28 protein-coding genes are annotated in these 26,619 nt (G+C 75.1%); 19 read left to right on the top strand and 9 right to left on the bottom strand.

The window, feature by feature from the left end; all coding sequences use genetic code 11:
• Positions 1-318 precede the first annotated feature (318 nt).
• Genes ACZ4U1_RS04650 through ACZ4U1_RS04660 form a run of 3 tightly spaced genes read left to right on the top strand, consistent with a single transcriptional unit; the run spans position 319 to position 2,539 of the window.
• A complete protein-coding gene (locus ACZ4U1_RS04650) occupies positions 319-1,032 on the top strand; it encodes a glycosyltransferase family 2 protein (RefSeq protein WP_467899512.1) in 714 nt (237 codons plus the stop codon).
• Positions 1,029-1,658, top strand: coding sequence for a TIGR04282 family arsenosugar biosynthesis glycosyltransferase (locus ACZ4U1_RS04655; protein ID WP_467899513.1), 630 nt, complete (start codon positions 1,029-1,031; stop codon positions 1,656-1,658). Before ACZ4U1_RS04650 ends, ACZ4U1_RS04655 begins: the two co-directional genes overlap by 4 nt.
• The gene (locus tag ACZ4U1_RS04660) at positions 1,655-2,539 is read left to right on the top strand and encodes a class I SAM-dependent methyltransferase (protein WP_467899515.1); all 885 of its coding nucleotides are present in this window, start codon (positions 1,655-1,657) and stop codon (positions 2,537-2,539) included. Before ACZ4U1_RS04655 ends, ACZ4U1_RS04660 begins: the two co-directional genes overlap by 4 nt.
• Positions 2,540-2,852: 313 nt before the next feature.
• Here the strand turns inward: ACZ4U1_RS04660 and ACZ4U1_RS04665 are convergent, their stop codons facing one another.
• The gene (locus ACZ4U1_RS04665; protein ID WP_467899517.1) at positions 2,853-4,088 is read right to left on the bottom strand and encodes a molybdopterin-dependent oxidoreductase; all 1,236 of its coding nucleotides are present in this window, start codon (positions 4,086-4,088) and stop codon (positions 2,853-2,855) included.
• 113 nt (positions 4,089-4,201) lie between these two features.
• Here ACZ4U1_RS04665 and ACZ4U1_RS04670 point away from each other — a divergent pair, with 113 nt between their 5' ends.
• Positions 4,202-5,674: a hypothetical protein gene (locus ACZ4U1_RS04670; protein WP_467899520.1), complete on the top strand. Its 1,473-nt coding sequence runs from the start codon at positions 4,202-4,204 to the stop codon at positions 5,672-5,674.
• Positions 5,675-5,793: 119 nt separating this feature from the next.
• Here the strand turns inward: ACZ4U1_RS04670 and ACZ4U1_RS04675 are convergent, their stop codons facing one another.
• Positions 5,794-6,525, bottom strand: a complete 732-nt coding sequence (locus ACZ4U1_RS04675; RefSeq protein ID WP_467899522.1) for a chaplin — start codon at positions 6,523-6,525, stop codon at positions 5,794-5,796.
• A 266-nt stretch (positions 6,526-6,791) separates the two neighbouring features.
• Here ACZ4U1_RS04675 and ACZ4U1_RS04680 point away from each other — a divergent pair, with 266 nt between their 5' ends.
• The 5 genes from ACZ4U1_RS04680 to ACZ4U1_RS04700 all read left to right on the top strand — a co-directional run bounded on the left by ACZ4U1_RS04680 (position 6,792) and on the right by ACZ4U1_RS04700 (position 9,594).
• Entirely contained in the window at positions 6,792-7,352 is a 561-nt protein-coding gene (locus tag ACZ4U1_RS04680) for a DUF2243 domain-containing protein (RefSeq protein ID WP_467899525.1), read from the top strand.
• An 11-nt stretch (positions 7,353-7,363) separates the two neighbouring features.
• Complete coding sequence (locus ACZ4U1_RS04685; RefSeq protein WP_467899527.1) at positions 7,364-8,170, top strand: cytochrome c oxidase assembly protein; 807 nt, start codon at positions 7,364-7,366, stop codon at positions 8,168-8,170.
• A 63-nt stretch (positions 8,171-8,233) separates the two neighbouring features.
• Positions 8,234-8,722, top strand: a complete 489-nt coding sequence (locus tag ACZ4U1_RS04690) for a MarR family winged helix-turn-helix transcriptional regulator (RefSeq protein WP_467899530.1) — start codon at positions 8,234-8,236, stop codon at positions 8,720-8,722.
• Positions 8,719-9,168, top strand: a complete 450-nt coding sequence (locus ACZ4U1_RS04695) for a MarR family transcriptional regulator (RefSeq protein ID WP_467899532.1) — start codon at positions 8,719-8,721, stop codon at positions 9,166-9,168. The genes ACZ4U1_RS04690 and ACZ4U1_RS04695 overlap by 4 nt, the downstream gene beginning before the upstream one ends.
• Positions 9,169-9,234: 66 nt before the next feature.
• Positions 9,235-9,594, top strand: a complete 360-nt coding sequence (locus ACZ4U1_RS04700) for a tetratricopeptide repeat protein (protein WP_467899534.1) — start codon at positions 9,235-9,237, stop codon at positions 9,592-9,594.
• An 81-nt stretch (positions 9,595-9,675) separates the two neighbouring features.
• On the opposite strand, the gene ACZ4U1_RS04705 is transcribed toward ACZ4U1_RS04700, so the two are convergent.
• Genes ACZ4U1_RS04705 through ACZ4U1_RS04715 form a run of 3 tightly spaced genes read right to left on the bottom strand, consistent with a single transcriptional unit; the run spans position 9,676 to position 12,473 of the window.
• On the bottom strand, positions 9,676-10,605 hold the full coding sequence (locus ACZ4U1_RS04705) for a M56 family metallopeptidase (protein ID WP_467899537.1): 930 nt from the start codon (positions 10,603-10,605) through the stop codon (positions 9,676-9,678).
• A gap of 6 nt (positions 10,606-10,611) precedes the next feature.
• Positions 10,612-11,022 carry a BlaI/MecI/CopY family transcriptional regulator gene (locus tag ACZ4U1_RS04710; protein WP_467899538.1) on the bottom strand — a complete coding sequence of 137 codons (411 nt, stop codon included), beginning with the start codon at positions 11,020-11,022 and terminating at the stop codon, positions 10,612-10,614.
• A 50-nt stretch (positions 11,023-11,072) separates the two neighbouring features.
• Complete coding sequence (locus tag ACZ4U1_RS04715) at positions 11,073-12,473, bottom strand: PepSY-associated TM helix domain-containing protein (protein ID WP_467899540.1); 1,401 nt, start codon at positions 12,471-12,473, stop codon at positions 11,073-11,075.
• A gap of 152 nt (positions 12,474-12,625) precedes the next feature.
• On the opposite strand from ACZ4U1_RS04715, the gene ACZ4U1_RS04720 reads away from it, so the two are divergent.
• Entirely contained in the window at positions 12,626-13,270 is a 645-nt protein-coding gene (locus tag ACZ4U1_RS04720; RefSeq protein WP_467899542.1) for a peptide deformylase, read from the top strand.
• A gap of 24 nt (positions 13,271-13,294) precedes the next feature.
• Here ACZ4U1_RS04720 and ACZ4U1_RS04725 read toward each other — a convergent pair whose 3' ends face one another.
• Positions 13,295-14,725: a dihydrolipoyl dehydrogenase family protein gene (locus ACZ4U1_RS04725; RefSeq protein WP_467899544.1), complete on the bottom strand. Its 1,431-nt coding sequence runs from the start codon at positions 14,723-14,725 to the stop codon at positions 13,295-13,297.
• A gap of 142 nt (positions 14,726-14,867) precedes the next feature.
• Here ACZ4U1_RS04725 and ACZ4U1_RS04730 point away from each other — a divergent pair, with 142 nt between their 5' ends.
• Complete coding sequence (locus tag ACZ4U1_RS04730; protein WP_467899546.1) at positions 14,868-15,245, top strand: thioredoxin family protein; 378 nt, start codon at positions 14,868-14,870, stop codon at positions 15,243-15,245.
• Between the two features lie 25 nt (positions 15,246-15,270).
• On the opposite strand, the gene ACZ4U1_RS04735 is transcribed toward ACZ4U1_RS04730, so the two are convergent.
• The gene (locus ACZ4U1_RS04735; RefSeq protein WP_467899549.1) at positions 15,271-16,284 is read right to left on the bottom strand and encodes a LacI family DNA-binding transcriptional regulator; all 1,014 of its coding nucleotides are present in this window, start codon (positions 16,282-16,284) and stop codon (positions 15,271-15,273) included.
• 137 nt (positions 16,285-16,421) lie between these two features.
• Here ACZ4U1_RS04735 and ACZ4U1_RS04740 point away from each other — a divergent pair, with 137 nt between their 5' ends.
• Positions 16,422-17,114, top strand: a complete 693-nt coding sequence (locus ACZ4U1_RS04740) for a TetR/AcrR family transcriptional regulator (RefSeq protein ID WP_467899551.1) — start codon at positions 16,422-16,424, stop codon at positions 17,112-17,114.
• Positions 17,111-18,259 (top strand): FAD-dependent oxidoreductase, encoded by a 1,149-nt coding sequence (locus tag ACZ4U1_RS04745; RefSeq protein WP_467899553.1) that lies wholly within the window; start codon positions 17,111-17,113, stop codon positions 18,257-18,259. The genes ACZ4U1_RS04740 and ACZ4U1_RS04745 overlap by 4 nt, the downstream gene beginning before the upstream one ends.
• Before the next feature lie 24 nt (positions 18,260-18,283).
• Here ACZ4U1_RS04745 and ACZ4U1_RS04750 read toward each other — a convergent pair whose 3' ends face one another.
• Positions 18,284-18,964, bottom strand: a complete 681-nt coding sequence (locus tag ACZ4U1_RS04750; protein ID WP_467899556.1) for a TetR/AcrR family transcriptional regulator — start codon at positions 18,962-18,964, stop codon at positions 18,284-18,286.
• A gap of 99 nt (positions 18,965-19,063) precedes the next feature.
• Here ACZ4U1_RS04750 and ACZ4U1_RS04755 point away from each other — a divergent pair, with 99 nt between their 5' ends.
• Entirely contained in the window at positions 19,064-19,621 is a 558-nt protein-coding gene (locus ACZ4U1_RS04755) for an NAD(P)H-dependent oxidoreductase (protein WP_466340139.1), read from the top strand.
• 90 nt (positions 19,622-19,711) lie between these two features.
• Here the strand turns inward: ACZ4U1_RS04755 and ACZ4U1_RS04760 are convergent, their stop codons facing one another.
• Entirely contained in the window at positions 19,712-20,728 is a 1,017-nt protein-coding gene (locus ACZ4U1_RS04760) for an ArsR/SmtB family transcription factor (protein WP_467899559.1), read from the bottom strand.
• A 56-nt stretch (positions 20,729-20,784) separates the two neighbouring features.
• On the opposite strand from ACZ4U1_RS04760, the gene ACZ4U1_RS04765 reads away from it, so the two are divergent.
• From ACZ4U1_RS04765 to ACZ4U1_RS04785, 5 genes are all read left to right on the top strand, one after another.
• A complete protein-coding gene (locus tag ACZ4U1_RS04765; protein WP_467899561.1) occupies positions 20,785-22,158 on the top strand; it encodes an MFS transporter in 1,374 nt (457 codons plus the stop codon).
• Positions 22,092-23,057 carry an alpha/beta hydrolase gene (locus ACZ4U1_RS04770; RefSeq protein WP_467899564.1) on the top strand — a complete coding sequence of 322 codons (966 nt, stop codon included), beginning with the start codon at positions 22,092-22,094 and terminating at the stop codon, positions 23,055-23,057. Before ACZ4U1_RS04765 ends, ACZ4U1_RS04770 begins: the two co-directional genes overlap by 67 nt.
• Before the next feature lie 153 nt (positions 23,058-23,210).
• Positions 23,211-24,644 (top strand): amidase, encoded by a 1,434-nt coding sequence (locus ACZ4U1_RS04775; RefSeq protein ID WP_467899566.1) that lies wholly within the window; start codon positions 23,211-23,213, stop codon positions 24,642-24,644.
• Between the two features lie 26 nt (positions 24,645-24,670).
• On the top strand, positions 24,671-24,889 hold the full coding sequence (locus tag ACZ4U1_RS04780) for a hypothetical protein (protein WP_467899569.1): 219 nt from the start codon (positions 24,671-24,673) through the stop codon (positions 24,887-24,889).
• A 133-nt stretch (positions 24,890-25,022) separates the two neighbouring features.
• Positions 25,023-26,510 (top strand): SPFH domain-containing protein, encoded by a 1,488-nt coding sequence (locus ACZ4U1_RS04785; RefSeq protein ID WP_467899571.1) that lies wholly within the window; start codon positions 25,023-25,025, stop codon positions 26,508-26,510.
• Positions 26,511-26,619: the final 109 nt, after the last annotated feature.

The following is a 26,619-nucleotide window of genomic DNA, read 5'->3' on the forward strand; positions in this document are numbered from 1 at the left end:
CCGGATGCGAACGCGGAGGCCGAGGCGGCACCGGATGCGGGCGCGGGTGCCTGGACGACAGCGTCGGGCGCCGGGGCCGGGGCAGCGGTGCCGGAGGCGGACGCCGGGGCCGGGGCCGCGGTGCCGGGGGCGGGCGTCGGGGCCGGGGTGGTGGGGCCGGGGGCGGGGGCGTTCATGGCTCCGGGCGGGGGCGGTTGTTGCATGGTTTCAGACTCGCACCGGACCCTCGTGGGTGTCGCACCCTCGGCGGGGTCCCACCCCGGACGTCCGCGTTTCGTAAGGAGCGCCCGTCCGGTATGTCCGCTTCGCGTTCGTAGGGTGAACGGCGTGACCACCTCATCTCCCTCATCACCGGCGAGCGTGGACGTCGTGCTGCCCTGCCTGGACGAGGCGGCGGCCCTGCCCTGGGTGCTCGCCCGGATCCCGGCGGGCTGGCGCGCCCTCGTGGTCGACAACGGCTCCACCGACGGCTCGCCGGACATCGCCCGGGCCCTCGGCGCGACCGTCGTCCACGAGTCGCGGCGCGGTTTCGGTGCCGCCTGCCACGCCGGGCTGACCGCCGCCACCGCCGACGTCGTCTGCTTCTGCGACTGCGACGCCTCCCTCGACCCGGGCCACCTGGTGCCCTTCGTCCAGGACGTCCTCGACGGCCGGGCCGACCTGGTCCTGGGGCGGCGGCGGGCGCGGGGCCGGGGTTCCTGGCCCGCGCACGCCCGGGCCGGCAACTTCGCGCTCGCGCGGCTGCTGCGCCGCCGTACCGGACTGCGGCTGCACGACCTCGGCCCGCTGCGCGCCGCCCGCCGGGAGCCGCTGCTCGCGCTCGGTCTCAGCGACCGCCGCAGCGGCTATCCGCTGCAGATGGTGGTGCGCGCGGCCGACGCGGGCTGGCGGATCGCCGAGCGCGATGTGCCGTACCTGCCGCGCTCCGGTGCCTCCAAGGTGACGGGCACCTGGCGGGGCACCTGGCAGGCGGTGCGCGACATGAGCCGGGTGCTGGCCGAGCCCCCGGCCGGCGGAAGGGCGGCACCGTGACCACGCTGCTCGTCATCGCCAAGGAACCGCTGCCGGGCCGGGTCAAGACGCGGCTCACCCCGCCGTTCAGCCCGGCGGAGGCGGCCGCGCTCGCGGAGGCGGCGCTCGCCGACACCCTGCGCGCGGTGGCGGCGGCTCCGGCCACCCGGCGCGTCCTGGTGCTGGACGGGGCTCCCGGCCCCTGGCTGCCGCCCGGTTTCGACGTCGTACCGCAGTGCCCGGGCGGTCTGGACGTACGGCTCGCCGACGCGTTCGCCGGGTGCGAGGGTCCCGCCCTGCTCATCGGCATGGACACCCCGCAGGTGACCCCGGAGCTGCTCACCGTGGACTTCGCCGGGTACGACGCGTGTTTCGGGCCGGCGGAGGACGGCGGTTTCTGGGCGCTGGGGCTGGCCGAGCCCGATCCGGCGCTGCTGCGGGGCGTGCCCATGTCGACGCGGCGGACGGGTGCCGTCCAGCGGGGGCGGCTGGTGGCCGCCGGGCTGCGGGTGCGTGATCTGCCCCGGCTGCGGGATGTGGACACCGCCGCCGACGCGGCCGCGGTCGCCGCCCTGGCGCCGCACGGCCGGTTCGCCGCCCGGCTGGCCCGGTGCACCGCACGCACCGGATCCGGGACCGGGCGGTGAGCACACGCGCGGCCGTCGCCTGGGCCGGGGCCGATCCCTACGCCGCCGCGCTGCGCACCGGGCGCGGCCCGCTGTTCCTGCGCCGCAGCGACGGCTGGCTGCTGCCGCTGGAGGTCGAGCGGTGGTGCGCGCGGGCGGACCCGGTGGACCGGGCGGTGCTGGACCGGTGCGAGGGTGCCGTCCTCGACGTCGGCTGCGGGCCGGGGCGGCTGGTGGCGGAACTCGCCGCGCGGGGCCGTACCGTTCTCGGGATCGACGTCAGCGAGGCCGCCGTCGACCACACCGTGCGTACCGGCGGCCAGGCGCTGCGGCGCTCGGTGTTCGAGCCGCTGCCCGGCGAGGGACGCTGGGGCACGGTGCTGCTCATGGACGGCAACATCGGCATCGGCGGCGATCCGCGCGCCCTGCTGGACCGGGTGGCCCGGCTGCTGCGCCCCGGCGGTCTGCTGATCGCCGAGACGGCCGCGGTGGACGTCGACGAGCGGTCCGAGGTACAGGTCGTCGCCGGTCCCGAGGGCGGGACGGGTGGCGGCGCCGAGGGCGGGCCGGACAGCGGCGACACCGACGGCGGGGCGGGCGGCGGCACCGACGGCCGGACGAGCAGCCGCGCCACCGACGGCCGGACAGACCGCCGCGCCACCGGCGGCGCGGCGGGCGGCGGGGTCTTCCCGTGGGCGCGGCTCGGTACCCCGGCCCTGCTGCGGTACGCGGGCCGGGCGGGCTGGCGGCCCGTCGGTCAGTGGACGGCCGGCGGGCGCCGTTTCGTCGCCCTGCGCAACCGCAGCAGGAGCAGCAGCGCGGAGCCGCCGAAGAGCACCGCGCTGATCAGCAGCCAGCGGGCGAGGAAGCCGTCCGTCGACAGCCCGGTGGCGGACCGGTAGCGCCGGTCGACCATCCCGCTGACCAGCGGGAACCACACCAGCAGGAGCAGCCCGGACAGGGCGGCCGGGACGCGGACGTACATCGTCCGCTCCCGGCGCCCGGCGGCGCCGAGCCCGCGCACGACCGCCCGGTCCGCGAGCGTGTACAGCGGCAGCAGCACGAGGTCGTGCAGCAGGGCCGCCCCCACCAGCCACAGGGCGACGGCCCGCCAGTCGCCCGCGAGCAGCCGCACCCCGGCATAGCCGGCGAGCGCGAACGAGCAGGCCAACAGCAGGATCTGGAAGGGATTGCCGAGCGGCGGGCGCGGACGCATCACAGGTCTCCGAAGGTCAGCCGGGCCACCCACTTGGTGTTGAGCACACCGGGCGCGGCGGGCACGATGATCCGCGCCGGGTAGCCGTGGTCGGGGGACAGGGTCTCGCCGTTGACGTACAGGGCGAGCAGGGAGCGCGGGTCGGCGACCTGGTTGGCGCGCAGGGCCGCGCGGCGGAAGGCGCCGTGCCGCTGGAGCGACTCCACGAACACGTCCGGCGGGTCGCCGTCGTGGCCGACGAGCGCCGCGAGGTCGCGCAGCCGCACTCCGCGCCACCACTGGTCGGCCGTGGACCAGCCCTCGACACAGGCGATCGGCAACGACGAGCTGTGCAGCGGCATGCGGAGCAGTTCGGCGCGGCTGAGGCGCACGGTTCCGGTGCGTCCGGTGACGACGAGCCGCCAGGCGTCCTGGTGCGTGTCGGCCGGGGTGATCCCGGCGTACCCGGCCGTCTTGTTGATCTGGAACCCGTTCGGGCCGCCGCCGGGATCGGCCCCGCCGTGCGGCGCGAGCAGGGCCGTACGGCGGAACGGGCCGCCCAGGCTCTGCCCCACCGTGGTCAGGAACAGCAGCAGCGAGCCGCCGCCGACCAGTGCCAGCGCCCCGCGCCGGGAGACGGTGGGCGCGGCGGGGCTCGGGGTGACCAGGTCGCCCTCCTCGCGCCCGCGCCGCCGCAGGTTCCGCAGCGCCGTCGGCGCCTTCAGCACGGCGTGCGCCACGAACGCGGCGAAGAACACCCACGCGCCGTAGAAGTGCAGGGGGTAGAAGGAGCCCGGGAAGACGTAGTCCAGCTGGACGTTGAGCACACCGGTCGTGAACTCGAACAGCCCGCCCCCGACGAGCAGCAGCAGCGAGATCCGCTCCAGCGCGTGCGCGAGGGAGCGGGCCGGGGGCAGGGCGAACAGCCTCGGCACCACCGACCACAGCTTGGCCAGCAGCACCGGGATCAGGACGATGCCGAGGGTGACGTGGACGCCCTGGGTGAACCGGTACAGCCACACCGGCCCCGTCGGCCAGTCGAAGAGGTAGAAGCCCAGGAGTCCCTTGTCCGGGGTCTGGTCGTTCACCGGGGACAGGTCCGGGTTGTAGGCCGCGTACGACACCAGGCCGGTCACGAACAGCACGGTGATGCCGGCGAGCAGCACCACACCGAGCACCGAGGTGAACCAGGGGCCGCGCAGCGGGCTGCGCCAGAAACCGGGTGAGCTGGGAAGCCGTGGGTGGTCGTCTCGCATGCTCCGACGGTAGGCCGGAAGAACGCCCGGACCGGGTCCACGACCCATGACGAAACGCTGACGTCCGGCCACCGGTCCACCCGTTCCCCCGGTCGCCGCCCTAGCGTTCCGGTGTGACCCAGGCTCCCCTCCGCGACCGGTACGCCGGCCTGCGCGCCGACCTCGCTGCCGCTGCCGCCGCCACCCTGCTCGTCCTCGTCGCCGTGCTCGTCGGCCGGCACATCCAGGACACCCGCCGCACCCTGTTCGTCCACTGGCCGCCGCTGTTCGCCGACTGGGACCCGCACCTGGGCCCGGGCACGCCGGCCGCGGCGCTGGTGGCGGGCGGCGTGGTGGCCTACGGGCCGTCGGTCGCCGCCCGGCTGCCGTGGCGGCGGCTGCTCCTCACGGCCTGGGCGGCGGCACTGGCCTGGACGTGGTCGCTGGCGCTGGTCGACGGCTGGCAGCGGGGCGTGGCCGGGCGGCTCACCACCCGCAACGAGTACCTCACGGTCATCGGGCGCTTCCACGACATCCCCGCAGCGCTGCGCGACTTCACCCACCACATCGTGAGCGGCTCCCCGGACCCGTGGCCGGCCCACATCGCCGGGCATCCGCCCGCGGCCACCCTCACCTTCGTCGTCCTGGACCGGATCGGCCTGCACGGCGGCGGCTGGGCCGGCGCCTGGTGCATCACCGTCGGCGCGACCGCCTGCGTGGCGGTGCTGGTGACGGTACGGGCCCTGGCCGGCGAGCAGCCGGCCCGGCGGGCGGCGCCGTTCCTGGTCATGGCCCCGGCCGCGGTGTGGGTGGGCGCCTCGGCCGACGGGTACTTCGCGGCGGTCGCCGCCTGGTCCGTGGCCCTGCTGTCCCTCGCGGTCACCGGACGGTCCATGGCGTGGGCGGCGGCCGGCGGGCTGCTGTACGGCCTGACCTGCTATCTCTCCTACGGCCTCACGCTCGTCGCGCTGATCGGGGCGGCGGTGCTGGTGGCGGGACGGCGCGGGATCCGCGAGCGCCCGTCGCTCCTGCTCCTCCTGCTGGCCGGTGCGGCGGTCGTCCCGCTGACGTTCACGCTCGCCGGCTTCGACTGGGCGGACGGGTACCGGCTCCTGGTCACGCGCTACTACCAGGGTGTCGGCGGCACCCGCCCCTACGGCTACTGGGTCTGGGCCAACCTGGCCTGCACGGCCCTGATCACCGGCGTGGCCACGGCGGCGGGGCTACGGCGGACCGGCACGGCGCTCGCCCGCCGGCGCAGGGCGCCCGGGACCGAGGCCCGGCTCACCATGGCGGAGGAACGGCCCGCCCCGACGGAGAACCTGCTCACCCCGGCCAAGGGCCGCCCCACGAACCGCCCCGCCCCGACCGACGACCACCCCGCCAAGGCCGAGGCCCGGCTCGCTCTCCTCGTGGCGGCAGCCCTCGTCGCCGTACTGGTTGCGGATCTGTCCGGGATGAGCAAGGCGGAGACGGAGCGGATCTGGCTGCCGTTCGCGATGTGGCTGCTCCCGGCAGGCGCGCTGCTGCCGCGACCGCGGGCCTGGCTGGCCGCGCAGGCGGTGCTCGCGCTTCTGCTGAACCATCTGCTGTTCACCGGGTGGTGACCCGCGGCCCTGCCGTACGAAGCGGCCGCTGCCCGGGGTGACCACAGGCGGCGGCCGCTCCGCTGGACGGGCGCGCGGCCGGCCCGGTCAGGGCCGGGCCGCGCCGCCCGCCCCGTGACTCACCCCTCCCGGCTGGACACCCGGGACCGGAAGCGCCGGTGCAGCACCGTGCCGCCGATCAGCGACGCGAGGCTCGCGGCGGCGGCCACCCAGGCGCTGTCCGTTCCGGTGTGCGCGAGGGTGCCGGTCGGCTGCGGCACGACGACAGGGGCCGGCTTGGGCAGCGTGTGCACCTTGGGAGGGTGGTGCGGCCGAGGCCGGCTCGGAGGCTCGGAGTGCACCGGCGGAGTGACCCGGGTCGGCGGCTTGGGTGCGGGCGGGGTGGTGCGGCCGGGCTGCTCGGGGTGGTCGCCCGACCCGTTCACGGACGTGTTGCCGAAGACGGGATTGCCGATGCCCACGACGTTCACGGTGTTGCCGCTGACGTTCACCGGCAGATCGACCGGGAGCTGGATGCCGTTGCCGGAGATGACGCCCGGGGAGTTCTGTGTGCTGGACTGGGCCGTGGCCCCGCCCGGCGCCGCGGGCTTCTCCTTACCGGCGGCGTGGCCGCCTGTGTTGGCGCAGCGGTTGCCCATCGCGGGGTTGAGCAGTCCGGCCACGTTCACGGTGTTCCCGCACACGTTCACCGGGAGGTGCACCGGCAGCTGGATGCCGTTGCCGGAGATCAGCCCGGGCGAGCCGGCCGCGGTGCCTTCCGCGGCGGAGTCGGCGTGCACCGGCCCCGCCACTGCCATCGCACCGGAGGCGGCGGCGACTGCGATCACACTGTTTCGGGTAACCCGTTTCATCGGTTCCCTGTCCTTCCACATACGGTCGCGGGCACTCACCCGCATCCGGTGAAACGCTGGCCAAACCGTGCAAGTTATGGCTTATCAACCTTTCGCCGGTACAAGAGGCGGATGCGCAGCTCACCGGCCCCGGAACAAGCCACGTCGCGCCCTTCCCGCACACATGGCCGAGCGTGTCGCAGCGAGGGATCCGGGGACCTGGTAGCTGTCGTAGGGCAGCCGCTGCCGTGATCCATCGACCGAGGAATCGACCGAGACGAGGAACGATGGCAACCACCGTGCGCGAGACCAGAACCGCAACCGCGCCCGCAAGTCTGCAACTGCCCGGGCTCCTGCTGGGGGTGGGGCTCGGCGGATTTCTCGACGGGATCCTGCTGCACCAGCTCCTGCGCTGGCACCACATGCTCAGCAGCACCGACCACGACCGTATCGGCGTGCGGTACTACGACCCCCACACCGTCTCCGGGCTGCAGATGAACACCCTGTGGGACGGCGTCTTCCACACGGTGTGCTGGCTCGCCGTCCTCGGCGGACTCGCCGTCCTGTACGCCCGGGTGGCCACCGGCCGGCGGCGGGTGTGGGCCTCCCGGGTGCTGTGGGGCTGGATCCTGGCCGGCTGGGGGCTGTTCAACCTCGTGGAGGGCGTGCTGGACCACCACGTTCTGGGCATCCACCACGTCCACAGCGGCCCGCACCAGATGTGGTGGGACGTCGCCTTCCTGATCCTCGGCGCCCTGCTGCTGGCCGGGGGATGGCTGTTGCAGCGCGGCGGGCGGTCCTTCGACCCCGCGGCCGCCGGCGCCGGACGAGACGGACGCGTCGCCTGATGGGCCACCACGTGCCCCCTGTCCACCACCAGGAGGGCGGCGGTGCCGTGGGGGTGCTGCTGCCGGCGCTGGCCCTGCTGGTGTGCGCGGGCGGCTATCTGCTGCTGGCCCGCCGGGCGAGCCGCCGGAATCCGGCGCGGCCCTGGAGCCCCTGGCGCACCGCCGGTTTCGGTCTCGGTGTGATCCTGCTGGCGGTGGCGCTGCTGCCGCCCCTCGCCCCCTTCGCCCACCGTGACTTCCGCGGCCACATGACCCAACACCTGCTGATCGGCATGTACGCCCCGCTCGCGCTGGTGCTCGGCGCCCCGGCCACCCTCCTGCTGCGGACCCTGCCCGCGCCCCGCGCCCGCCGGCTCACCGGGCTCCTGCACAGCGGCCCGGCCCGCCTGCTCGCGCACCCGGCCGTGGCGCTGCCGCTGTCCACGGGCACGCTTCCGGCCGTGTATTTCACCCCGCTCTACGACACGGCGACGGCCCACCCGGCCGGACACTGGCTGCTGCACGCGCACTTCCTGCTGTCGGGGTGCCTGTTCGCGCACTCCGTCGCCGGGCCCGATCCCGCCCCGGCCCGTCCGGGGGTGCGCGCCCGGCTGGTCTGCCTGGGGTGCGCCATCGCCGTGCACGCGGTCGTGGCGCAGCTGATGTACGGCGGGTTCTGGGTGGACGTCCACGCTCCCGTCCCCGAGGTCCAGGGCGGCGCGGAGATCATGTACTACGGCGGTGACCTCGCGGAACTCCTGCTCGCGGCGGCGCTCGTGGCGACCTGGCGTCCGGAGCGGCGCGGGACCGGGAAGCCCGCGGTGCGACCGGTTTCGTAGCCACGGACTTAGTAGCCACGGACTTAGTAGCCATGGACATAGTAGCCATGTACTCTATTTCTCATGAGCAGGGTTTCCGAAGGAGCCACGCCCGGATTCCTGGTGTGGCGGCTGTCGATGAAGTGGCGCGTCGCCGTGGACCGGGCGGTGGCTCCGCTGGGCCTCACCCACGCGCAGTACGCGCTGGTGGCCTCGCTGCACGGCATGCAGCGCACCGGGCTGCGCCCCAGCCAGCGCCGCCTCGCCGACCACACCGGCCTGGAGGCGCTGTACGTCTCCAAGCTGGCCCGCTGCCTGGAGTCTGCCGGGCTCATCGAGCGCACCCGGGACCCGGACGACCCGCGCGCGGTGCAGCTCGCGCTCACCGAGCAGGGCCGCGAGACCACCCGCAAGGCGATCGACGTGGTCCAGGGACTGCTGCGCCAGCTGCTGGCCCCGCTCGGCGGCCCCGACAGCACGCGCGCCCAGGAGTTCACCCGGGACCTGGCGACCCTGCTCGACGCACCGCTTGACCCGTTCGGCACCACCGATCACGAGACGGAGCAGTCATGACCACCACCGCACCCCGCGCCGACGGCCGCACCATAGCCCTCGCCCACTACGCATCCCGCGCCGTCCTGGAGCACGTCCTCACCCCGCACGGCATCGACTACCTGCAGTCCATCGCCCTGCGGCTGACGGCCGTCGCGGGCGGGCCGGTCGAGCGGGCCGAGCTGGCGGACGGCGTCGTCAGCGCGGTGAAGGCCGACGAGGGCGACGCGCGGCGCGCGATCGAGGGCCTGGTGTCCGGGGGTCTGATCGTCCCCGAGGGCCCGGCGGCGGTGCGCGTCACCGAGGCCGGGCGGGAGCTGTACGCCACGACCTCCGCCGAGGCCGCGGTGTTCTCCGCGCGGCTGTACGCGGGCATCTCCGAGGAGGACCGGGCGGTGGCCGGCCGTGTGCTCGCCCTGGTCACCGAGCGGGCCGACGCGGAACTGACCGCCCTCCGCCGGCCGTAGAGCCACCCGCAGGTAGTGGAATATTGAACAACCGCGTTCCGTTGTGGCCGTCGAAGGAGGTCACGAGTGGAGACGCAAGGGAAGACCCCGTACTACGACCACGGCACCCCGGCCGAGCGCTGGGAGCGCGCGCGGCGGTTCTTCGACGCGAAGGACTACGCGGGCGCCGCCCGGGTGCTGGCCGCGCTGGTCGAGGAGGTGCCGGAGCAGACGGGACCCCGGCTGCTGCTGGCCCGCGCCTACTACCACTCGGCCCAGCTGCGCCGCGCCGAGGCCGAGCTGCGGACCATCGTGGAGCGGGACCCGGTGGAGCACTACGCCCGGCTGATGCTGGGCCGCACGCTCGAACGGCAGTCCCGGCACGAGGAGGCGGAGCGGCACCTGCGGATCGCCTCGGCGCTCGCGGGCGACTTCCCGCAGGAGTGAGCGCGCCTCACCCGGCCGCCCGGCCCGGTCCCCGAGAGGGCCGGGCCCTCGGGCTGTCCCCGGCCGGGGACGCCGTACGGATCACAGCGGGGTCGCCGCGTGCAGGATCAGGAACAGGGTCACGGCGGAGTTCGCCGAGGACATCGCGGAGACCAGCGCGCCCACGGCGGCGCCCCAGGCGGCCAGACCGACCGAGGTGAACGCCGACGGCCAGGTGCGGACCGCCGGGGCGGGGGCCAGCAGTGCGGCCACCCGGCGCGGCACGGGACCGGTCGCCGCCAGCGCGGCCAGGGTGGGCGCCGGAGTGCCGGGCGACAGCAGGGCCGCCTTGCCGATGGCGCGGGCGACCGTGCGCCGGTCGCCGACCGCGCGGGCCGCCTCCTCGTCCGCCCACCGCTCGGCGGTGTAGACGACGGCGGTGCGCAGCGGTCTCAGGAACGGGTTGGCGCGGGCCGCCAGGTGCGCGGCGAGCAGGTGGCGGTGGTGACGGGCGGTCAGGTGGGCGCGCTCGTGGGCGAACAGGGCGCGCCGCTCGGCGGGCGCGAGCCCGGCCAGCAGCGCCGTGGTGACGACGATCCGGCCCCGGCCGCCGGGGAGGGCGTACGCGTACGGCGTGCGGTCCGGCAGGACCGCGACCGTGCGCCCCGGTACGCCGGCCAGTGCCCGGCGGGCGCGGCGGGTGACCCGGCGGTGCCGCCACAGGGTGCGGGCGCAGGCGGCCGTGACCAGGGCGAGCGCGGGTATGGCGGCCCGGCCGGCCACCTCGTCGTGCGGGACGGCGGCCCGCACCTCGGGGTCGGACCAGCCGTCCGGCAGGGGGTTGCCGGGCAGCTGGGCGGTGCCGACCACCATGAGCAGGGCCAGGCACAGCGTGCTGCACACGGCCATGACGACGGCGACCGCGGTCAGCAGCCGGGTGGCGGTGCGCGGGTGCAGCCGGGTCTCGGCGAGCCGGGCGACCGGCCACGCGGTCAACGGCAGCACCAGCGGCAGGAAGACGAAGACCCCCATGAGCGGTCAGTCCTCCGGACCGCCGGCGTCCGGACCCGGGATGTCGAGCAGGGCCCGCAGCACCTGTTCGTCGCCGGGCGGCAGGGCGGTGACGAAGCTGGCGAGGACCGCCTCGCGGTCCCGTTCCCCGTCGAGCAGGCGGCGCATGCGCAGCGCGGCCAGCCGGGCCACGTCGGCCGTCGGCGTCCACACGAAGGAGCGGCCGTGCCGTTCGCGGGCGACGACGTCCTTGGCGAGCAGCCGGGTCAGGATGGTGACGACCGTGGTGTAGGCGAGGTCGCCGCCGAGGCGCTGCTGCACCCAGGCCGCGGTGACCGGCCCCTCCGCCTCGCGCAGCGCGCCGAGGACCTGGCCCTCCAGTTCGCCCTGGCCGCGCCGCCGGGCCCGGCCGCCTTCCGGTGCCGTCCGAGGTGTCATCTCCGGTTCCCTCCCCCGTCTTCCCTCACTCGCTCACCCGCCGTTCCACGCTACTTCACGCCACTGACACTCCCGTACCTGCGGCGCCCGCGCCGGTGTGCGATCTCGCCGAGGACGATGTCGACGGCGAGGAAGCCGGCCAGCGGGATGCCGAGCAGCGGCACGAACCAGCCGAGCACGGCGACGGCCGCGAGGGCGGGTACGAGGAGGTACGGCGGCACCTCCGCCCAGGCCCCGCGCGGGATCGGCCGGCCGAAGGCCGAGCCCCGGCCGCGCTGCCACCACAGGCGGTAGCCCCACACGACGAGCAGGATCAGGGCGAGTGCGAGCAGCGCGAGGGCGATCTGGTTGACGAGTCCGAAGAGGGAGCCGGTGTGCAGGTCGATGCCCCAGCGGGTGAGCTTGGCGAGCACCGGGTAGTCGGCGAACCGCAGTTCGTCGGTGACCTGTCCGGTGGCCGGGTCGACGGCGACGGTGTCCTGCTTCTCGGGCCAGCTGCGCTGGATCTGCTTGACGACGTAGGCGCTGTCCGCGTCCGTGGGCGGCACGATCTCGACCGGATCGCCGAGCCCCTTCGCGCGGGCCGCGGCGAGCACCTGGTCCAGGCCCACGCCGTGCTCGGCCGTGCCGCCGGCGGACGCCGCCGTGCCGTGGCCCGCGTGCTCGCCGCCGGCCACGGCCGCCGAGACGGACGGGGTGGCCTGGCCGATCGAGGTACGCAGCTCGTCGATGTTCGCGCCGGCGTACGCCGACCAGGTCAGGCCGGTCGCGGACAGGAACAGGAACCCGGCGGCCGTCCAGGCGCCGACCGTGCCGTGCAGGCCGAGGGTGCGGCGCCGGCCGCTGGTGCCGCGCACCCTGCGCAGGGCGCGGCGCCGGGAGAACCACAGCACGAGGCCGCCGCCCGCGATCACCCACAGCCAGCTGGCGGCCAGCTCGCTGTAGAGCCGGCCGGTCTCGCCCAGGTGCAGATCGCGGTGGAGTCCGTCGATCCAGGTGCGCAGGGGCAGCGCGCCGGTCGCGCCGTACTGTTCGAGCGCGCCGCGGACGGTGCCGGTGTACGGGTCCACGAACACGGCGAGGGTGTGGCCGGGGTCGACGCCCCTGACGCCGGAGAGCAGCACCCTGGTGGTGGCGCCGGCCTCGGGTGAGGGGCGTACGGCCGTGACCGTGCCCTCGGGGTGGGCCTTGCGGGCGGCGGCCACCTGGGCGGAGACGGGCAGCTCGTGCTCGCCGACCGGAACGGTCAGCTCATGGTCGTACACGAGCTTCTCGGCCTGGAAGGAGCCCGCGTACAGCAGGCCGGTGGCGGCGGCGACCAGCAGGAAGGGCGCGACGAGCAGGCCGGCGTAGAAGTGCAGGCGCAGCACGAGGGGGCGCAGGGGTGCCCAGCGGCTGCGGGCGGCGGGGCGGGACGCCTCGGCCGGGGTGGTCGAGGGAGCGGTGGTCATCGGCGGGCTTCTCCGGGGGCTCGGTGCCGAGGGACGGGCCATCGGCAGGGAGGCGAGGGCGCTCCAGTAGTCGGCCCGGTAAGGCGCCGGGTTCCCCGGGGTGTTGGTGAGCTGTGCCACAGGAGGAGGGGCGGGCATGGCATCCTGACGCGATGGCACCTCCCCGTGATCACGCACCGCTCGCCGAGCGGGTCGAGGAACTCCTCGCCGCCGGCGGCCCCTTGCCCATCGTCGCGGCCGGCCGGCCGGTGCTGCGGCGCCCCACCGAGCCGTACGACGGCCAGCTCGGCCCCGCGCTGCTGGCCCGGTTCGTCGAGGCTCTGCGCGACACCATGCACGCGGCACCCGGCGTGGGCCTGGCCGCTCCGCAGGTCGGGATCCCCCTGCGGATCGCGGTCATCGAGGACCCGGCGCCGGTGCCGGAGGAGGTCGCGGTGGTCCGGGGCCGTGTCCCGCAGCCGTTCCGGGTGCTGGTCAACCCGGTGTACGAGCCGGTCGGCGCCGCCCGGGCCGCGTTCTTCGAGGGCTGCCTGAGCGTGCCGGGCTGGCAGGCGGTGGTGGCCCGGCACGCCGAGGTGCGGCTGCGCGGCGAGGACGAGCACGGCCGCGCCGTGGACGAGGTGTTCACCGGCTGGCCGGCCCGGATCGTGCAGCACGAGACGGACCACCTCGACGGCACGCTGTACCTGGACCGCGCGGAGCTGCGCTCCCTGTCGACCAACGAGGCGGTGGCGGCCCTGTGGGCCGAACCGGCACCCCGGGCGGCGGCCGAGGCCCTCGGCTTCGACCTGCCGTGAATTCGAACTGCCCCAAGGAGGGCTTCAGTTGTCCCGGTAGGCCTCCAGCAGCCGCAGCCACACCTCGCTCAGCGTCGGGTAGGACGGGACCGCGTGCCACAGTCGGCCGACCGGGACGCGGCCCGCGACCGCGATGGTGGCCGAGTGGATGAGTTCGCCGACGCCGGGGCCGACGAAGGTGACGCCGCGCAGGATCTCCTCCTCCAGGTCCACGACCATGCGGGCGCGGCCCTTGTAGCCGTCGCCGTACAGGCCGGCGCCCGCGACGGAGGAGAACTCCACGTCGACGGCGCGGACCCGGTGGCCGGCCTGTTCCGCCTCGGCGAGGGAGAGTCCGACCGCGGCGGCCTCCGGGTCGGTGAAGACGACCTGGGGTACGGCGTGGTGGTCGGCGGTGGCGGCGTGGGCGCTCCACGGCTCCTCCGCGAAGGTGCCGCCGGTGGCGCGGGCGGCGATCGCGGCGCCGGCGATGCGGGCCTGGTACTTGCCCTGGTGGGTGAGGAGGGCGCGGTGGTTGACGTCGCCGACCGCGTACAGCCACTCGGTGCCGGTGACGCGGAGGCTGTCGTCGACGTCGAGCCAGGAGCCCGGTTCCAGGCCGACGGTCTCCAGGCCGAGGTCGTCGGTGTGCGGGACGCGGCCGGTGGCGAAGAGGATCTCGTCGGCCTCGATCCGGTCGCCGGCGGAGGTGACGGCCACGACCGTGCCGTTCTCGCGGCTGACGGACTCCACGGAGGTGCCGGTGCGGATGTCGGCGCCCGCCTCGGTGAGGGCCTCGGCGACGAGTTCCCCGGCGAACGGCTCCATGCGGTTCAGCAGGCCCTTGCCGCGCACCAGCAGGGTGACCCGGGAGCCGAGCGCCTGCCAGGCGGTGGCCATCTCGGTGGCGACGACACCGCCGCCCACGACGATCAGCCGGCCGGGGGCGGACTTGGCGCTGGTGGCCTCGCGGCTGGTCCAGGGCCGCACGTCGGTGAGGCCGGGCAGGTCGGGCAGCTGGGCGCGGGTGCCGGTGGAGACGGCGACGGCGTGCCGGGCGGTGAGGGTGGTGACCGTGCCGTCGGGTCCGGTGACGGTGACCGTGCGGGGGCCGGCGAGGCGGCCGTGGCCGCGGTAGAAGTCGGTGCCGGTGCCGTTCAGCCAGGCGACCTGGCCCCCGTCCTTCCAGTGCGAGGTGTACTCGTCCCGGCGGGCCAGGACGGCCGGGGTGTCGAGCGGGCCCTGGACCGCCTGGGCGAGGCCGGGCAGCCGGCGGGCGTCGGCCTGCGCGATGACCGGCCTGAGCAGCGCCTTGCTGGGCATGCAGGCCCAGTACGAGCACTCGCCGCCGAGCAGTTCGTTCTCCACGAGGGCGGTGGTCAGTCCGGCCGCGCGGGTGCGGTCGGCGACGTTCTCCCCGACGGGACCGCCCCCGATCACCACGACGTCGTACGCGATGGATTCCGTTTCCGTCATGGGGTCAGTCTGGTGGGTGGTGTGCGCCGTGGCCACACGGGTACGCGCGCGGAACACAGGCGTGCACGGGTGGAATAGGCGGCCCGGCGACCGTGTTTCCGCCGTCGGCACACCCCCTACACCAGGAAGTGGGAATCACGCCATGAGCAGCACCGTGGAGCTGACCAAGGAGAATTTCGACCAGACGGTCAGCGAGAACGAGTTCGTCCTCATCGACTTCTGGGCGGAGTGGTGCCCTCCGTGCCGGCAGTTCGCGCCCGTCTACGAGAAGGCCGCGGCGGACAATCCCGATCTGGTGTTCGGCAAGGTGGACACCGAGGCGCAGCCGGAGCTGGCCGCGGCCTTCGAGATCCAGTCGATCCCGACGCTGATGATCATCCGCGACCAGGTGGCGGTCTTCGCCCAGCCGGGTGCGCTGCCCGCGCCGGTGCTGAAGGACCTCATCGGTCAGGCCCGCGACCTCGACATGGACGAGGTCCGCAAGAGCATCGCCGCCCAGCAGGGCCAGGCGCAGCAGTAACGCGTGTGCGGGCCTCGGTGCCGGGTCAGCTGGACTCGCGCCGGATCGCCGAGGCCCCCAGCACGGTATGCACCTCGGGCTCGCCGCCGGGGTCGCGTACCGCGCGGTCGACCAGTTCGGCGAGGTCGCGGCCCGAGGGCAGGTCGATGTGGACGGTACTGAGCCGGGGCCGCAGCAGCCGGCCCAGCATCAGGTCGTCGGCGCCGATCACGGCGACGTCCTCGGGGATGCGCACGCCCTCGTCCTGCAGGGCGCGCATCAGCAGCATGGCGTACTCGTCGTTGTAGGCGAACACCCCGTCCAGGCCCGACCGGGGCCAGTGGGCGGCGAGTTCGGCGGCTGACTCCTCGGTGTAGGCGAGCGGCAGCTCCGTCACCTCGGCGTCCGTGTCGCGCAGCGCCGCGCGTACGCCGGCGAGGCGGGGTCGCGCGTAGGCGTCGAGTCCCGACTCCTCGGGCATGACGACGCCGATCCGGCGCCGGCCCCGCTCGTACAGGTGGGCGCCCGCGCAGTGGCCGACGGCGTCGTGGTCCATCAGCAGGGCGTGCGCTCCGTCGACGCGGGCGGGGCCGAGGGTGACGACGGCCCGGGCGCCGGAGCGCTTGAGGAGGGCGACGCCCTGCGGGCCGAGGCCGGTGCCGGGCACCAGGACGGCGACGGGCCGCAACTCGGCCCAGGCGCGGGCGGCTTCGTCGCCCTGGAGGCCGACGCTGCCGTACTGGACGACGGTGTAGTCGAGCCGGCCGAGCGCCCACTGGAGTTCGTTGAGGAACCCGCTGTAGAGCGGGCCCACCGGGATGGCCGGGGCGGGCATGAGGACCATGCGGCTGTGTCCGGCGCGCAGGCTGCGGGCGGCGGCGTGGGGGACGTACCCCAGTTCCCGGGCGGCCTCGTGCACGCGTCGGCGGGTGGCGTCGCTGATCCGTACGGCGCTGGTGTTGTTGAGGACGTAGGAGACGGTCGCGCGCGAGACGCCGGCGAGACGGGCCACGTCGGCACTCGTGGGCGTGTTCGGTATCTGCACCATCACAGACCGCATCTTGGCAGAGGGGCGGGGGCCGGGAGCGGCCGGGGCGAGGTGGTTCATCGTTCGACAAACTCGGCATATGCCTGCCGCGTGACGAACACGTTCGTCACGAACTTGTTCGTAGCGAACATGTTCGTTACGGTGACGCCATGACCGCTTCCCCACGCTCCCGGCGTGAGCGCCCCGCCAAGCCCGCCCTGACCCGGGAGGGCATCGTCGCCGCCGCCGTCGCCATCCTGCGGGCGGAAGGGCTCCGCAAGGTGACCATGCGACGGCTCGCCCAGGAACTCGACACCGGCCCCGCCTCGCTCTACGTCTACGTCCGCAACACCGACGAACTGCACGCGGCCGTGCTGGACGAGCTGCTCGGCACGGTCGGCCCGGCACCGGACGAGGGCAGCTGGCGGGAGCGGCTGGAGGCGGTGCTCACCGCCTACACCGCGGTGCTCCTGGAGCATCCGTCCCTGGCCCGCTCGGCGCTGACCGCCTGGCCGAGCGGCCCCCACTACCTGCGCCTCATCGAGACCCTGCTCGGCCTGCTGGACGCGGGCGGGGTGCCGCCCGCCCAGGCGGCCTGGGGCGTGGACCTGCTGCTGCAGCACGCCACGGCGACCGCCGCCGAGCACGCCGGGGAGGACTCCGCGCAGGACCTGCCGGCGCTGGCCCGGGCCCTGCGCGAGGCACCCGCCGCCACGCATCCGCACATCGCCGCCCGTGCCGAGGCGCTGCTGTCCGGCACCCCCGGGGCCCGCCTGTCCTGGGCCTTCCAGACCCTGATCAACGGCATCGAGCGGACCGCCGTGCCGACCGGCACCCCCCGCGAAGGCCAGGAGGCCCCATGAACCCCGCTCCCCTCCCCCACCACCCCGTCGCCGTCGTCGGCGCCGGCCTCGGCGGGCTCACGCTCGCCCGGGTGCTGCACGTGCACGGCATCGAGGCCGCGCTGTTCGACCTGGACGCCTCACCGGACGCCCGCACCCAGGGCGGCATGCTCGACATCCACGACGACTCCGGCCAGGAGGCGCTGCGGGCCGCCGGGCTGCACGAGGAGTTCCTGGCCCGGGTCCACGCCGGCGGCCAGGCCACGCGCGTCCTCGACCAGCACGGCACCGTCCGGCTGGAGCAGCCCGACGACGGCACCGGCGGGCGGCCCGAGACAGACCGGGGCGAGCTGCGCGACCTGCTGCTGGGCTCGCTGCCCACGGGCACGGTCCGCTGGGGCTCCAAGGTCACCGACGCGCGCCCGCTGGACGGCGGCCGGCACCGGGTGACGCTCGCCGACGGCTCCGCGTTCACCACCGATGTGCTGGTCGGCGCGGACGGCGCCTGGTCGCGGGTGCGCCCGCTGGTCTCCGCGGCCCGGCCCGCGTACACGGGCGTGTCGTTCGTGGAGGCGGACCTGCTCGAGGCGGATGTGCGGCACCCGGTGAGCGCGCGGGTGGTGGGCGGTGGCATGCTCTTCGCGCTCGGCCCGGGCCGCGGCTTCCTCGCCCACCGCGAGCCGGACGGCAGCCTGCATGTGTACGTCGCCGTGACGGCCCCCGAGGGCTGGCTGGACGGCATCGACTTCAGCGACACCGAGGCGGCGAGGACGGCCGTGCTGAAGGAGTTCGACGGCTGGGACGAGAGCCTGCGGGCGCTGGTCGCGGACGCCGACGGGGCCCTGGTCCCCCGCCGGATCCACGCCCTGCCGGTCGGCCACCGCTGGGACCGGGTGCCCGGGGTCACCCTCCTCGGCGACGCCGCCCACCTGATGTCGCCGTTCGCCGGCGAGGGCGCCAACCTGGCCATGATCGACGGCGCCGAACTGGGCCTCGCCCTGGCCGCGCACCCCGGCGACACCGAGGCCGCGCTGACCGCCTACGAGACCCGGATGTTCCCGCGCGCGGAGGCCTCCGCGCGGGACTCCGCCCACAGCCAGGCCCTGCTGTTCCGCACGGACGCGCCGCAGGGACTGGTGGACATGTTCACGGGCGAGCAGGCGTGACCGGGCGTCCGGCTCCGGCCCGTCTCAGCGCGGCGGTTCGGTGCGGGTCACCCGGGCCACCAGGTCGAGCCAGCCGGCTTCCAGGCGCTTCATGGACATTCCGCGTTGGCGGGTCAGGTGGTGGATCAGGGCGGGGTCCAGCGAGGCCAGCAGGGTGTGGGCGAGCAGGTCGCAGTCGGCGTCCGGCACGAGCTGGCGGAGCAGCACCGTGAGGTGCATGCGCAGCGACCCGGCCGCGGGGTGGGCGAACCGGCGGGTCGGCTCCGGCTGGGCGGCCAGCTGCAGATCCAGTTGCTCGGCCGTGCGGTACAGCACCGCCACGCCGAACGCCCGCAGCCGCTCCAGGGGCGGTGAGCCGGGGCCCAGCGGCGGGGGCCCGCCGAGGAAGTCGGCCTGGAGCTGCTTGGCGGAGTGGTCGAGGAGGGCCATCAGCAGCCCGGTGCGGTCGCCGAAGCGGCGGAAGACGGTGCCCTTGCCCACGTTGGCCGCCGCCGCCACCGCCTCCATCGTGACCCCTGCCACCCCGTGCTCGGCGATCAGCCGGGCGGCGGCCTCCAGCAGCCGGGCCCGGTTGCGGGCCGCGTCGGCACGCAGGCACGGCTCGTCGGAAGCCGGGCCGATCTCCAGCAACGGGGATGGTTCGAGGGGCTCTTGAGGCTTCGGGAAGGGCGGCAGAGCGCTGGACATGACGACAGCGTAAAGCATCGGGAAGAAAACTGGACCGCGGTCCGTTTGGGGTGATACAAAATTAAACGGACCCCGGTCCGGATCGTGACAGCGATGTTTCAGCCCCTTGGAGTAGCCATGTCTGTTCGCATCCTCGCGCTCGTCGGCAGCCTTCGCGCCGGTTCGCACAACCGCCAGCTCGCCGAGGCGGCCGTGAAGCTCGCGCCGGAGGGCGCCGAGGTCGAGCTGTTCGAGGGCCTGGCCGACGTCCCGTTCTACAACGAGGACATCGACGTGGAGGGCAGCGTCCCGGCCGCCGCCGTCAAGCTGCGTGAGGCCGCGCAGGCCGCCGACGCCTTCCTGTTCTTCTCCCCCGAGTACAACGGCACCATCCCGGCCGTCCTGAAGAACGCCATCGACTGGCTGTCCCGCCCGTACGGCGCCGGCGCCTTCGGCGGCAAGCCCGTCGCCGTGATCGGCACCGCCTTCGGCCAGTACGGCGGCGTGTGGGCCCAGGACGACACCCGCAAGGCCGTGGGCATCGCCGGCGGCAAGGTGATCGAGGACATCAAGCTGTCCATCCCCGGCTCCGTGACCCGCTTCGCCGAGACCCACCCCGCCGACGACGCCGAGGTCGCCGCCCAGCTGACCGAGGTCGTGGCCCGCCTGCACGGCAACGTGCCCGCGGCGGCCTGAGCCGTACGACGGTCCGCAGGGGCCGGAGCCGTAGGACTGCCCGCAGGGGCCGGAGCCGACCGGGCTCCGGCCCCTGCGTGTGCGTGCGCCTCAGTCCGGCCCCGCCGGCCGCTCCACCGCCGGCACCGGCCGGTCCCCGGCCAGTCGCTCCGCCAGCGGGCTGCGCCGGTACAGCACGCGCCGCCCGTCCCGGGCCCGGGTCACCAGGCCGGTGGCGTGCAGCACCCGCAGGTGCTGGGAAACGGCGCTCGGCGTGACGCCCAGGCGGCGGGCGAGTTCGACGGTGGGCAGGGGCTCGGCGAGCAGCCGGAGCAGCGTGGTCCGGGGCGCGCCGAGGAGCGCGGTGACGGCGGAGGCGTCGGGTGCCGGTTCAGGTTCCCACAGGGTCGCCGTGCCCCGGCCCGGATAGGCCAGCATCGGCGGCGCCTCGGCGCTGATCGGCGGGGCCGGCTTGTGCGCGAACACCGACGGCATCAGCCGCAGGCCCCGCCCGTCGCCCGCCACCTCGTGCCGGCCGATCATCCGGGCGATGGTCAGCACCCCGCCGTGCCAGCGCAGATTGGGGTGCAGCCCGGACAGCAGCGCTCCGGCGCCGCCGGTGGCCAGCTGTCCCGCCCGGTGCCGGACGTCGGCCTCCAGGACCAGCCCGATCCGGGGCCAGTACGGCAGCAGGGCCGCCTCCCAGTAGCGCAGCAGCGCCGCGCACAGCGCGTCGAGGAGTTCCCGGACGGGCTCCTCCCCGGGCACGGTGGCCTGCCGCAGGGCCGGGGGCAGCGGCCGGGGCGCGTGCGCGGCGCGCAGGTCGTGCCGTACGACCTCCACGGGCGTGGCGCGGACGACGGCCAGCTCCTCCTCGAAGGCCGGGGCGTGGACGGCGGGCCGGGGGGTCAGGAAGTCCGGCAGCGCGAGGGTGGGGCCGACCAGCGACGACAGCAGGGGCCGGTCGCCGGGTGCGAGGGCGGCGAGCGCGGTCCGGCGCCAGCCGCGGTGCAAGGGGTGCAGGGCGGGGGCGCGCAGGACGCGCAGGCTCTCCATCAGCTCGCCGAGCGGGGAGATCGCGAACCGGGTGTCGGCGAGATCGTCCACACCGAGCAGAAAGCTGATCATGTAGCCCCCGGCTGAATCCTTCGACAACCGGCCGCGTGTGCCCTGGACTTCGGCACATGACGGATCCTCGCACCGGGCAGCGTACCCCGCGCCCGTCCGCCTCCTCCCGGCTCGTTCCCCTGCTGGCGCTGGCCTGTGGGGTCGCCGTCGGCAACGTCTACTTCCCGCAGGCGGTCGCGCCGCTCGCCGCGGCCGGCCTCGGCGTCTCCCCCGGCGCGGCGGCGGGCGTGGTCACCGCCACCCAGTTCGGCTACGCGGCCGGCATCTTCCTGCTCGTCCCGCTCGGCGACCGGCTGCCCGCCCGCCCGCTGCTCGTCACCCTGCTCGGCCTGACCGGCCTCGGTCTGTGCGCCGCCGCGGGCGCGCCCGCGCTGCCGCAGCTGCTCGCGGCGAGCGCCCTGACCGGGGCGGCCACGGTGATCGCCCCGCTGGCCGGACCGCTGGCGGCCGGGCTGGTTCCCGAGGAGCGGCGGGGTGTCGTGGGTGGCACCCTGCTCAGCGGCTGCCTCGCCGGCATGCTGCTCTCGCGCGCGGCCGGCGGCGCGCTCGGCGACCGGCTGGGCTGGCGGGCGCCGTACCTCCTCGCGGCCCTGCTCACCCTGGCCGTCGCGCTGCTCCTCGCCCGCGCGCTGCCGGGCACCCGCCCGGCGTCCCGGCAGCCGTACCCACGGCTGCTCGCCGAACCGCTCCGCCTGCTGTGCCGGGAACGGCAGCTGCGCCGCTCCTGCTGGTACCAGGCGACGGTGTTCGCCGGTTTCTCCGCCGTGTGGACCGGGCTGGCACTGCTGCTGACCGGGCCGGAGTACGGGCTGGGCACGTCCGCGGTCGGGCTGCTCGCGCTGGTCAACGCGGTCACCATGCTCGTCACCCCCTTCGCGGGCCGGCAGGTGGACCGGCGCGGCCCCGACCGGGTGAACCTGTTCTGCTTCCTCCTGGTCGCGGTTTCCGCCGCGTTCCTCGCGCTGGGCGGTCGCGGTGGCACGCCCGGCCTGGTGGCGCTCGTGGCGGGCACCCTGCTGCTGGACGCCGGCATGCAGTCCGGCATGGTCGCCAACCAGGTCCGCGTCTACGCCGTCGGCGCGGACGTCCGCAGCCGCCTCAACACCGCGTACATGACCTGCGCCTACCTGGGCGGCAGCACCGGCTCCTGGCTCGGCGCCCGGGCCTACGCCTGGTACGGCTGGAGCGGGGTGTGCGGGCTGGTCGCCGCGCTGACCTCCCTGGGGCTGCTGCGGCAGGTCGGCCTCCGGGCGTCAGGGGGTAGACGGCAGATGACCGCGTACGTCGGACGGTGCCGGCGTACCGTCCCCGGCGCCGCAAGGAGGCGCGCCGCGGAAGGCGGACCGTCCCGGAAGGAGCAGCCATGTCCCTGGTCCCGCCGCCGTTCGACCCGGAACTCGCCGCGGTGCTGGAGTCGTTCCGGGGCGTGATCGCGCCCGGGTTCACCCCCGACGACGTCGAGGCCGCCCGGCGCGGAGCGGCCTGCGAGCTGGTCGACGTGACCCTGGAGGGCGCCTTCGAGGCGGAGGACCGTACGGTGCCCGGCCCGGAGGGCGCGCCCGGCGTCTCCCTGCTGCTGTGCCGGCCCACGGCCGCTCCCGCCCCGGCCGGGCTGCCGGTGATCTACCACGTGCACGGCGGCGGTCTGGTGGCCGGCACCAACCGGGCGGGCGTGACCGAACCGCTGGCGTGGGCGCGGGAACTGGGCGCGGTCGTGGTGTCGGTGGAGTACCGGCTGGCGCCCGAACACCCGCACCCGGCGCCGGTCGAGGACGTGTACGCCGGACTGCGGTGGACCGCGGAGCACGCGCGGGAGATCGGCGGCGACCCGGACCGGATCGTCGTCGCGGGCGCCAGCGCGGGCGGCGGTCTCACCGCGGCGCTCGCCCTGCTCACCCGGGACCGGCGGGGCCCGCGCCCGCTCGGTCAGCTGCTGATGTGCCCGATGCTGGACGATCGCAACGACACCGTCTCCAGCCGCCAGATGACCGGCCGGGGCGTGTGGGACCGCACGGCCAACGAGACGGCCTGGACGGCCCTGCTCGGCGACCGCCGGGGCGGCCCCGGGGTCTCCCCGTACGCGGCCCCGGCCCGCGCCGCCGACCTGTCCGGCCTGCCCCCGGCCTTCCTGGACGTCGGCTCGGCGGAGACCTTCCGGGACGAGGTGGTCGGCTACGCGTCCCGGATCTGGCAGGCCGGCGGTGTGGCCGAACTCCACGTCTGGCCGGGCGGCTGCCACGGCTTCGACGCCCTCGCCCCGGACGCGGCCCTGTCCCGTACGGCCCGCGCGGCCCGGGTCGCGTGGCTACGGCGGCTGCTGGCACGATGAAGCTCCCTGGCCAGCCCCCTGGCCGCCCCGCCCCGATCGCCAGGTCGCCGGTGCGCCGTCCGTACGTCCGCGGTACGAAAGCCGTACGCCGGCCCCACTCTGACGTTACCGTTCGGTAGACATCGTGCCCGGAGTCTCCCGGAGGTGCTCCCCATGACGCCCGACCGTGCCGACCGTGCCGCAGGACTCGTGGAGACCCGGCGTGCCCTCGCCGACGGGGAGGTGACCTCCCGGGTGCTGGTGGAGGAGGCGCTGGCCCGGATCGAGGCCACGCAGCCGACGCTGAACGCCTTCCGGATCGTACGGGCCGAGGCCGCGCTCGCCGAAGCGGACGCCGCCGACCGGGAGTTGGCCGCCGGGGTGCGGCGACCGCTGCTCGGGGTGCCGGTGGCGGTGAAGGACGACATGGACGTGGCGGGCGAGCCGACCGCGTTCGGCTGCCCGGGCGAGTTCCCGCCGGTGGCGGCGGACGGGGAGGCGGTACGGCGGCTGCGCGCGGCCGGCGCGGTGATCGTCGGCAAGACCAACACGTGTGAGCTGGGGCAGTGGCCGTTCACCGAGGGCCCGGCGTTCGGGGAGACCCGTAACCCCTGGGACACCGGGCACACGCCCGGCGGGTCCTCGGGCGGTTCGGCCGCCGCCGTCGCCGCGGGGCTCGTCCCGGCCGCGCTCGGTTCCGACGGCGCCGGCTCGGTGCGCATCCCCGCCTCCTGGACCCACCTGATCGGCATCAAGCCGCAGCGCGGCAGGATCTCGACGTGGCCGTGGGGCGAGTCCTTCCACGGCATCACGGTCAACGGCACCCTCGCCCGGACGGTCGCCGACGCGGCCCTGCTGCTCGACGCGGCGAGCGGCAACCACGACCGCGACCCGCATCGGCCGCCCGCGCTCACCGTGGCGGACGCGGTCGGCCGCGACCCGGGCCGGCTGCGCGTCGCCCTGTCCCTGAAGCCGCCGTTCACCGCCGTACCCGCCCGGCTGGACCCGGAGATCCGCACCCGGCTCGTCGAACTCGCAGGGAAGCTGGCCGAGTTGGGGCATGTGGTGGAGGAGGCCGATCCGCCGTACGGGCAGATCGGGCTGACCTTCGTGCCACGGGCCACCGCCGGGATCGCCGAGCGGGTCCGCGAGGCCCCCGACCCCGCGCTGCTCGACCCGCGCACCCGGGACGCGGCCCGGCTCGGCCGGCTGCTGTGCGGGGCCCCGCTGCGGGCGGCCCGGCGTGCCGAGGCGGTGCTGCAGCGGCGGATCGGCGCGTTCTTCGGGTCGTACGACGTGGTCCTCGCGCCGACGACGGCCCTGCCCCCGCCCCGGATCGGCGCCTTCTCCCAGCTCCGCGGGCTGGCCACGGACCGTGCCATCATCGCCGCCTGCCCGTACGCCTGGCCGTGGAACGTCCTCGGCTGGCCGGGGGTGAACGTGCCCGCCGGTTTCGCCGGTCCCGGACTCCCGGTCGGCGCGCAGCTGCTCGGCCCGGCCGGCAGCGAACCGCTCCTGGTCTCCCTGGCCGCGCAGCTGGAGGCGGAGCTGCGCTGGCACGAGCTGTGGCCGCCGCTGCGGACGGACGCGGACAGGCCGGTCGCGTGACGGCGTTCCGCCCGTAGGCTGGGGCCATGGGCGACGCGTCGATGGTCGGGCTGATGGGGCGGGTGACGGGGACGGTCGGGCCCGGGCTGGTCGGTGAGGTGATCGTGCGGGTGCGCGGTGGCGCCGAGCACTTCCTCGCCTACCCGGCCGACGGCACGTGCCGGATCACGACCGGGACGGTGGTGATGGTCGTGGAGCACCTGCCGCCGAGGACGGTCTACGTGACGGCCGCGTACGACAGTTGAGCCGCCGTCGCCCCTGGTGAGGGCGGCGCGCGTCAAGATTGTGACAAGGAATCGCCGGCGTCTTCACCCAGGGCCCCGGCAGGCGCACACTCCCTTCGTTCGGTGCCGAACGGGCACCATGCAAAGGGGGCGTATGCCGATGATTGTCGGCGTCGTTGCGGGGGCGGTCGTCGTGGCCCTCCTCGTGTTGATCGGTCTGTTCAAGCTGATGTGGCGGGTCGCCGAGCCGAACGAGGCGCTCATCATCTCCGGGTCCAAGCACCGTACCGAGGGGCTGGAGGAGGGCATGGGCTTCCGCATCGTCACGGGGCGGGGCACGCTGGTGCTGCCCGGGGTGCAGGCGGTGCGCAAGCTCTCGCTGGATCTGAACGAGACCGAGCTGCAGGTGGACTGCGTGACGCACCAGGGCATTCCGCTGAAGGTGCGGGGCGTGGTCATCTTCAAGGTGGGCGACGACTTCGTGTCGATCGCGAACGCGGCCCGCCGGTTCCTGGACCAGCAGCGGCTGATGGCGGAGCGGGTGCACAACGTCTTCGCCGGTCATCTGCGGTCCATCGTGGGCGGGTTGACGGTCGAGGACATGATCCGCGACCGGGAGAAGCTGACCGGGCAGACCCGGGCGGCCTGTGGTACGGAGATGGAGAAGCTCGGTCTGATCGTGGACTCGCTGCAGATCCATGAGATCGAGGACCCGACCGGGTACATCCAGAACCTGGCGATGCCGCACGCCGCGGCCGTGCAGCGGGACGCGCGGATCGCGCAGGCGGAGGCGAACCGGCTGGCCACGGAGGCGGAGCAGCAGTCGTTCGCGCGGATGGCCGAGGCCACCCGGGACAGCGAGATCCTGCAGGCCGGCTACCAGGCCGAGCGGGACAAGGCGGCGGCGAAGGCCCAGCAGGCCGGGCCGCTCGCCGCGGCGGCGGCCCGGCAGGAGGTCGTCGTGCAGGAGACGCGGGTCGCCGAGCTGGAGGCGCACCGGCGTGAGCAGCAGCTCCAGGCGGACGTCCGCAAGCCGGCGGACGCCAAGGCGTACGAGAAGCGGACGCTGGCCGAGGCCGAGCGCGACGCGCGGATCTCGGCGGCCCAGGCGAAGGCGAAGGAGACGGAGCTGGCCGCGGCGGCCGAGGCGACCCGGGTGAAGGCCGCCGCGGCGGCCGAGGCCGAGGCGACCAAGACCCGCGGCGCGGCGACCGCCGACGCCACCCGGGCCACCGGTGAGGCCGAGGCCGCCGCCGCGCAGGCGAAGGGCCTGGCGGAGGCCGAGGCGACCCGGGCGCGGGGTCTGGCCGAGGCGGAGGCCATCAAGGCCCGGGCCGCGGCCCTCGCGGAGAACCAGGAGGCGGTCGTCGCCCAGCAACTCGCGGAGAAGTGGCCCGAGATCGTCCAGGCCGGCGCGTCCGCCTTCGGCAACGTCGACAACATGGTGCTGCTCAACGGCGCCGACGGCATGGGCGAGTTGTTCGCCAAGGCGCTCACGATGGGCGGCACGGGACTGGGCCTCGCCCGGAAGCTGCTCGCCGCGACGGGCGACGACGGGCAAGCGGTGAACGGCGGTTCGCCCTCGCTCAACGGCGTGATGACGCCTCCGCCGCAGAAGGTTGCGGTGGACCGGGAGGGTTGAGGAAGAAAGAGTGCCGGGGGGGGGGGGGGGGGGGGGGGGGGGGGGGGGGGGGGGGGAGGGGGGGGGGGGTGGGAGCTGTTATTTCGGCGGTCGTATGTCCGGGTAGGGG

Source organism: Streptomyces sp. NPDC028928 (assembly GCF_055564915.1).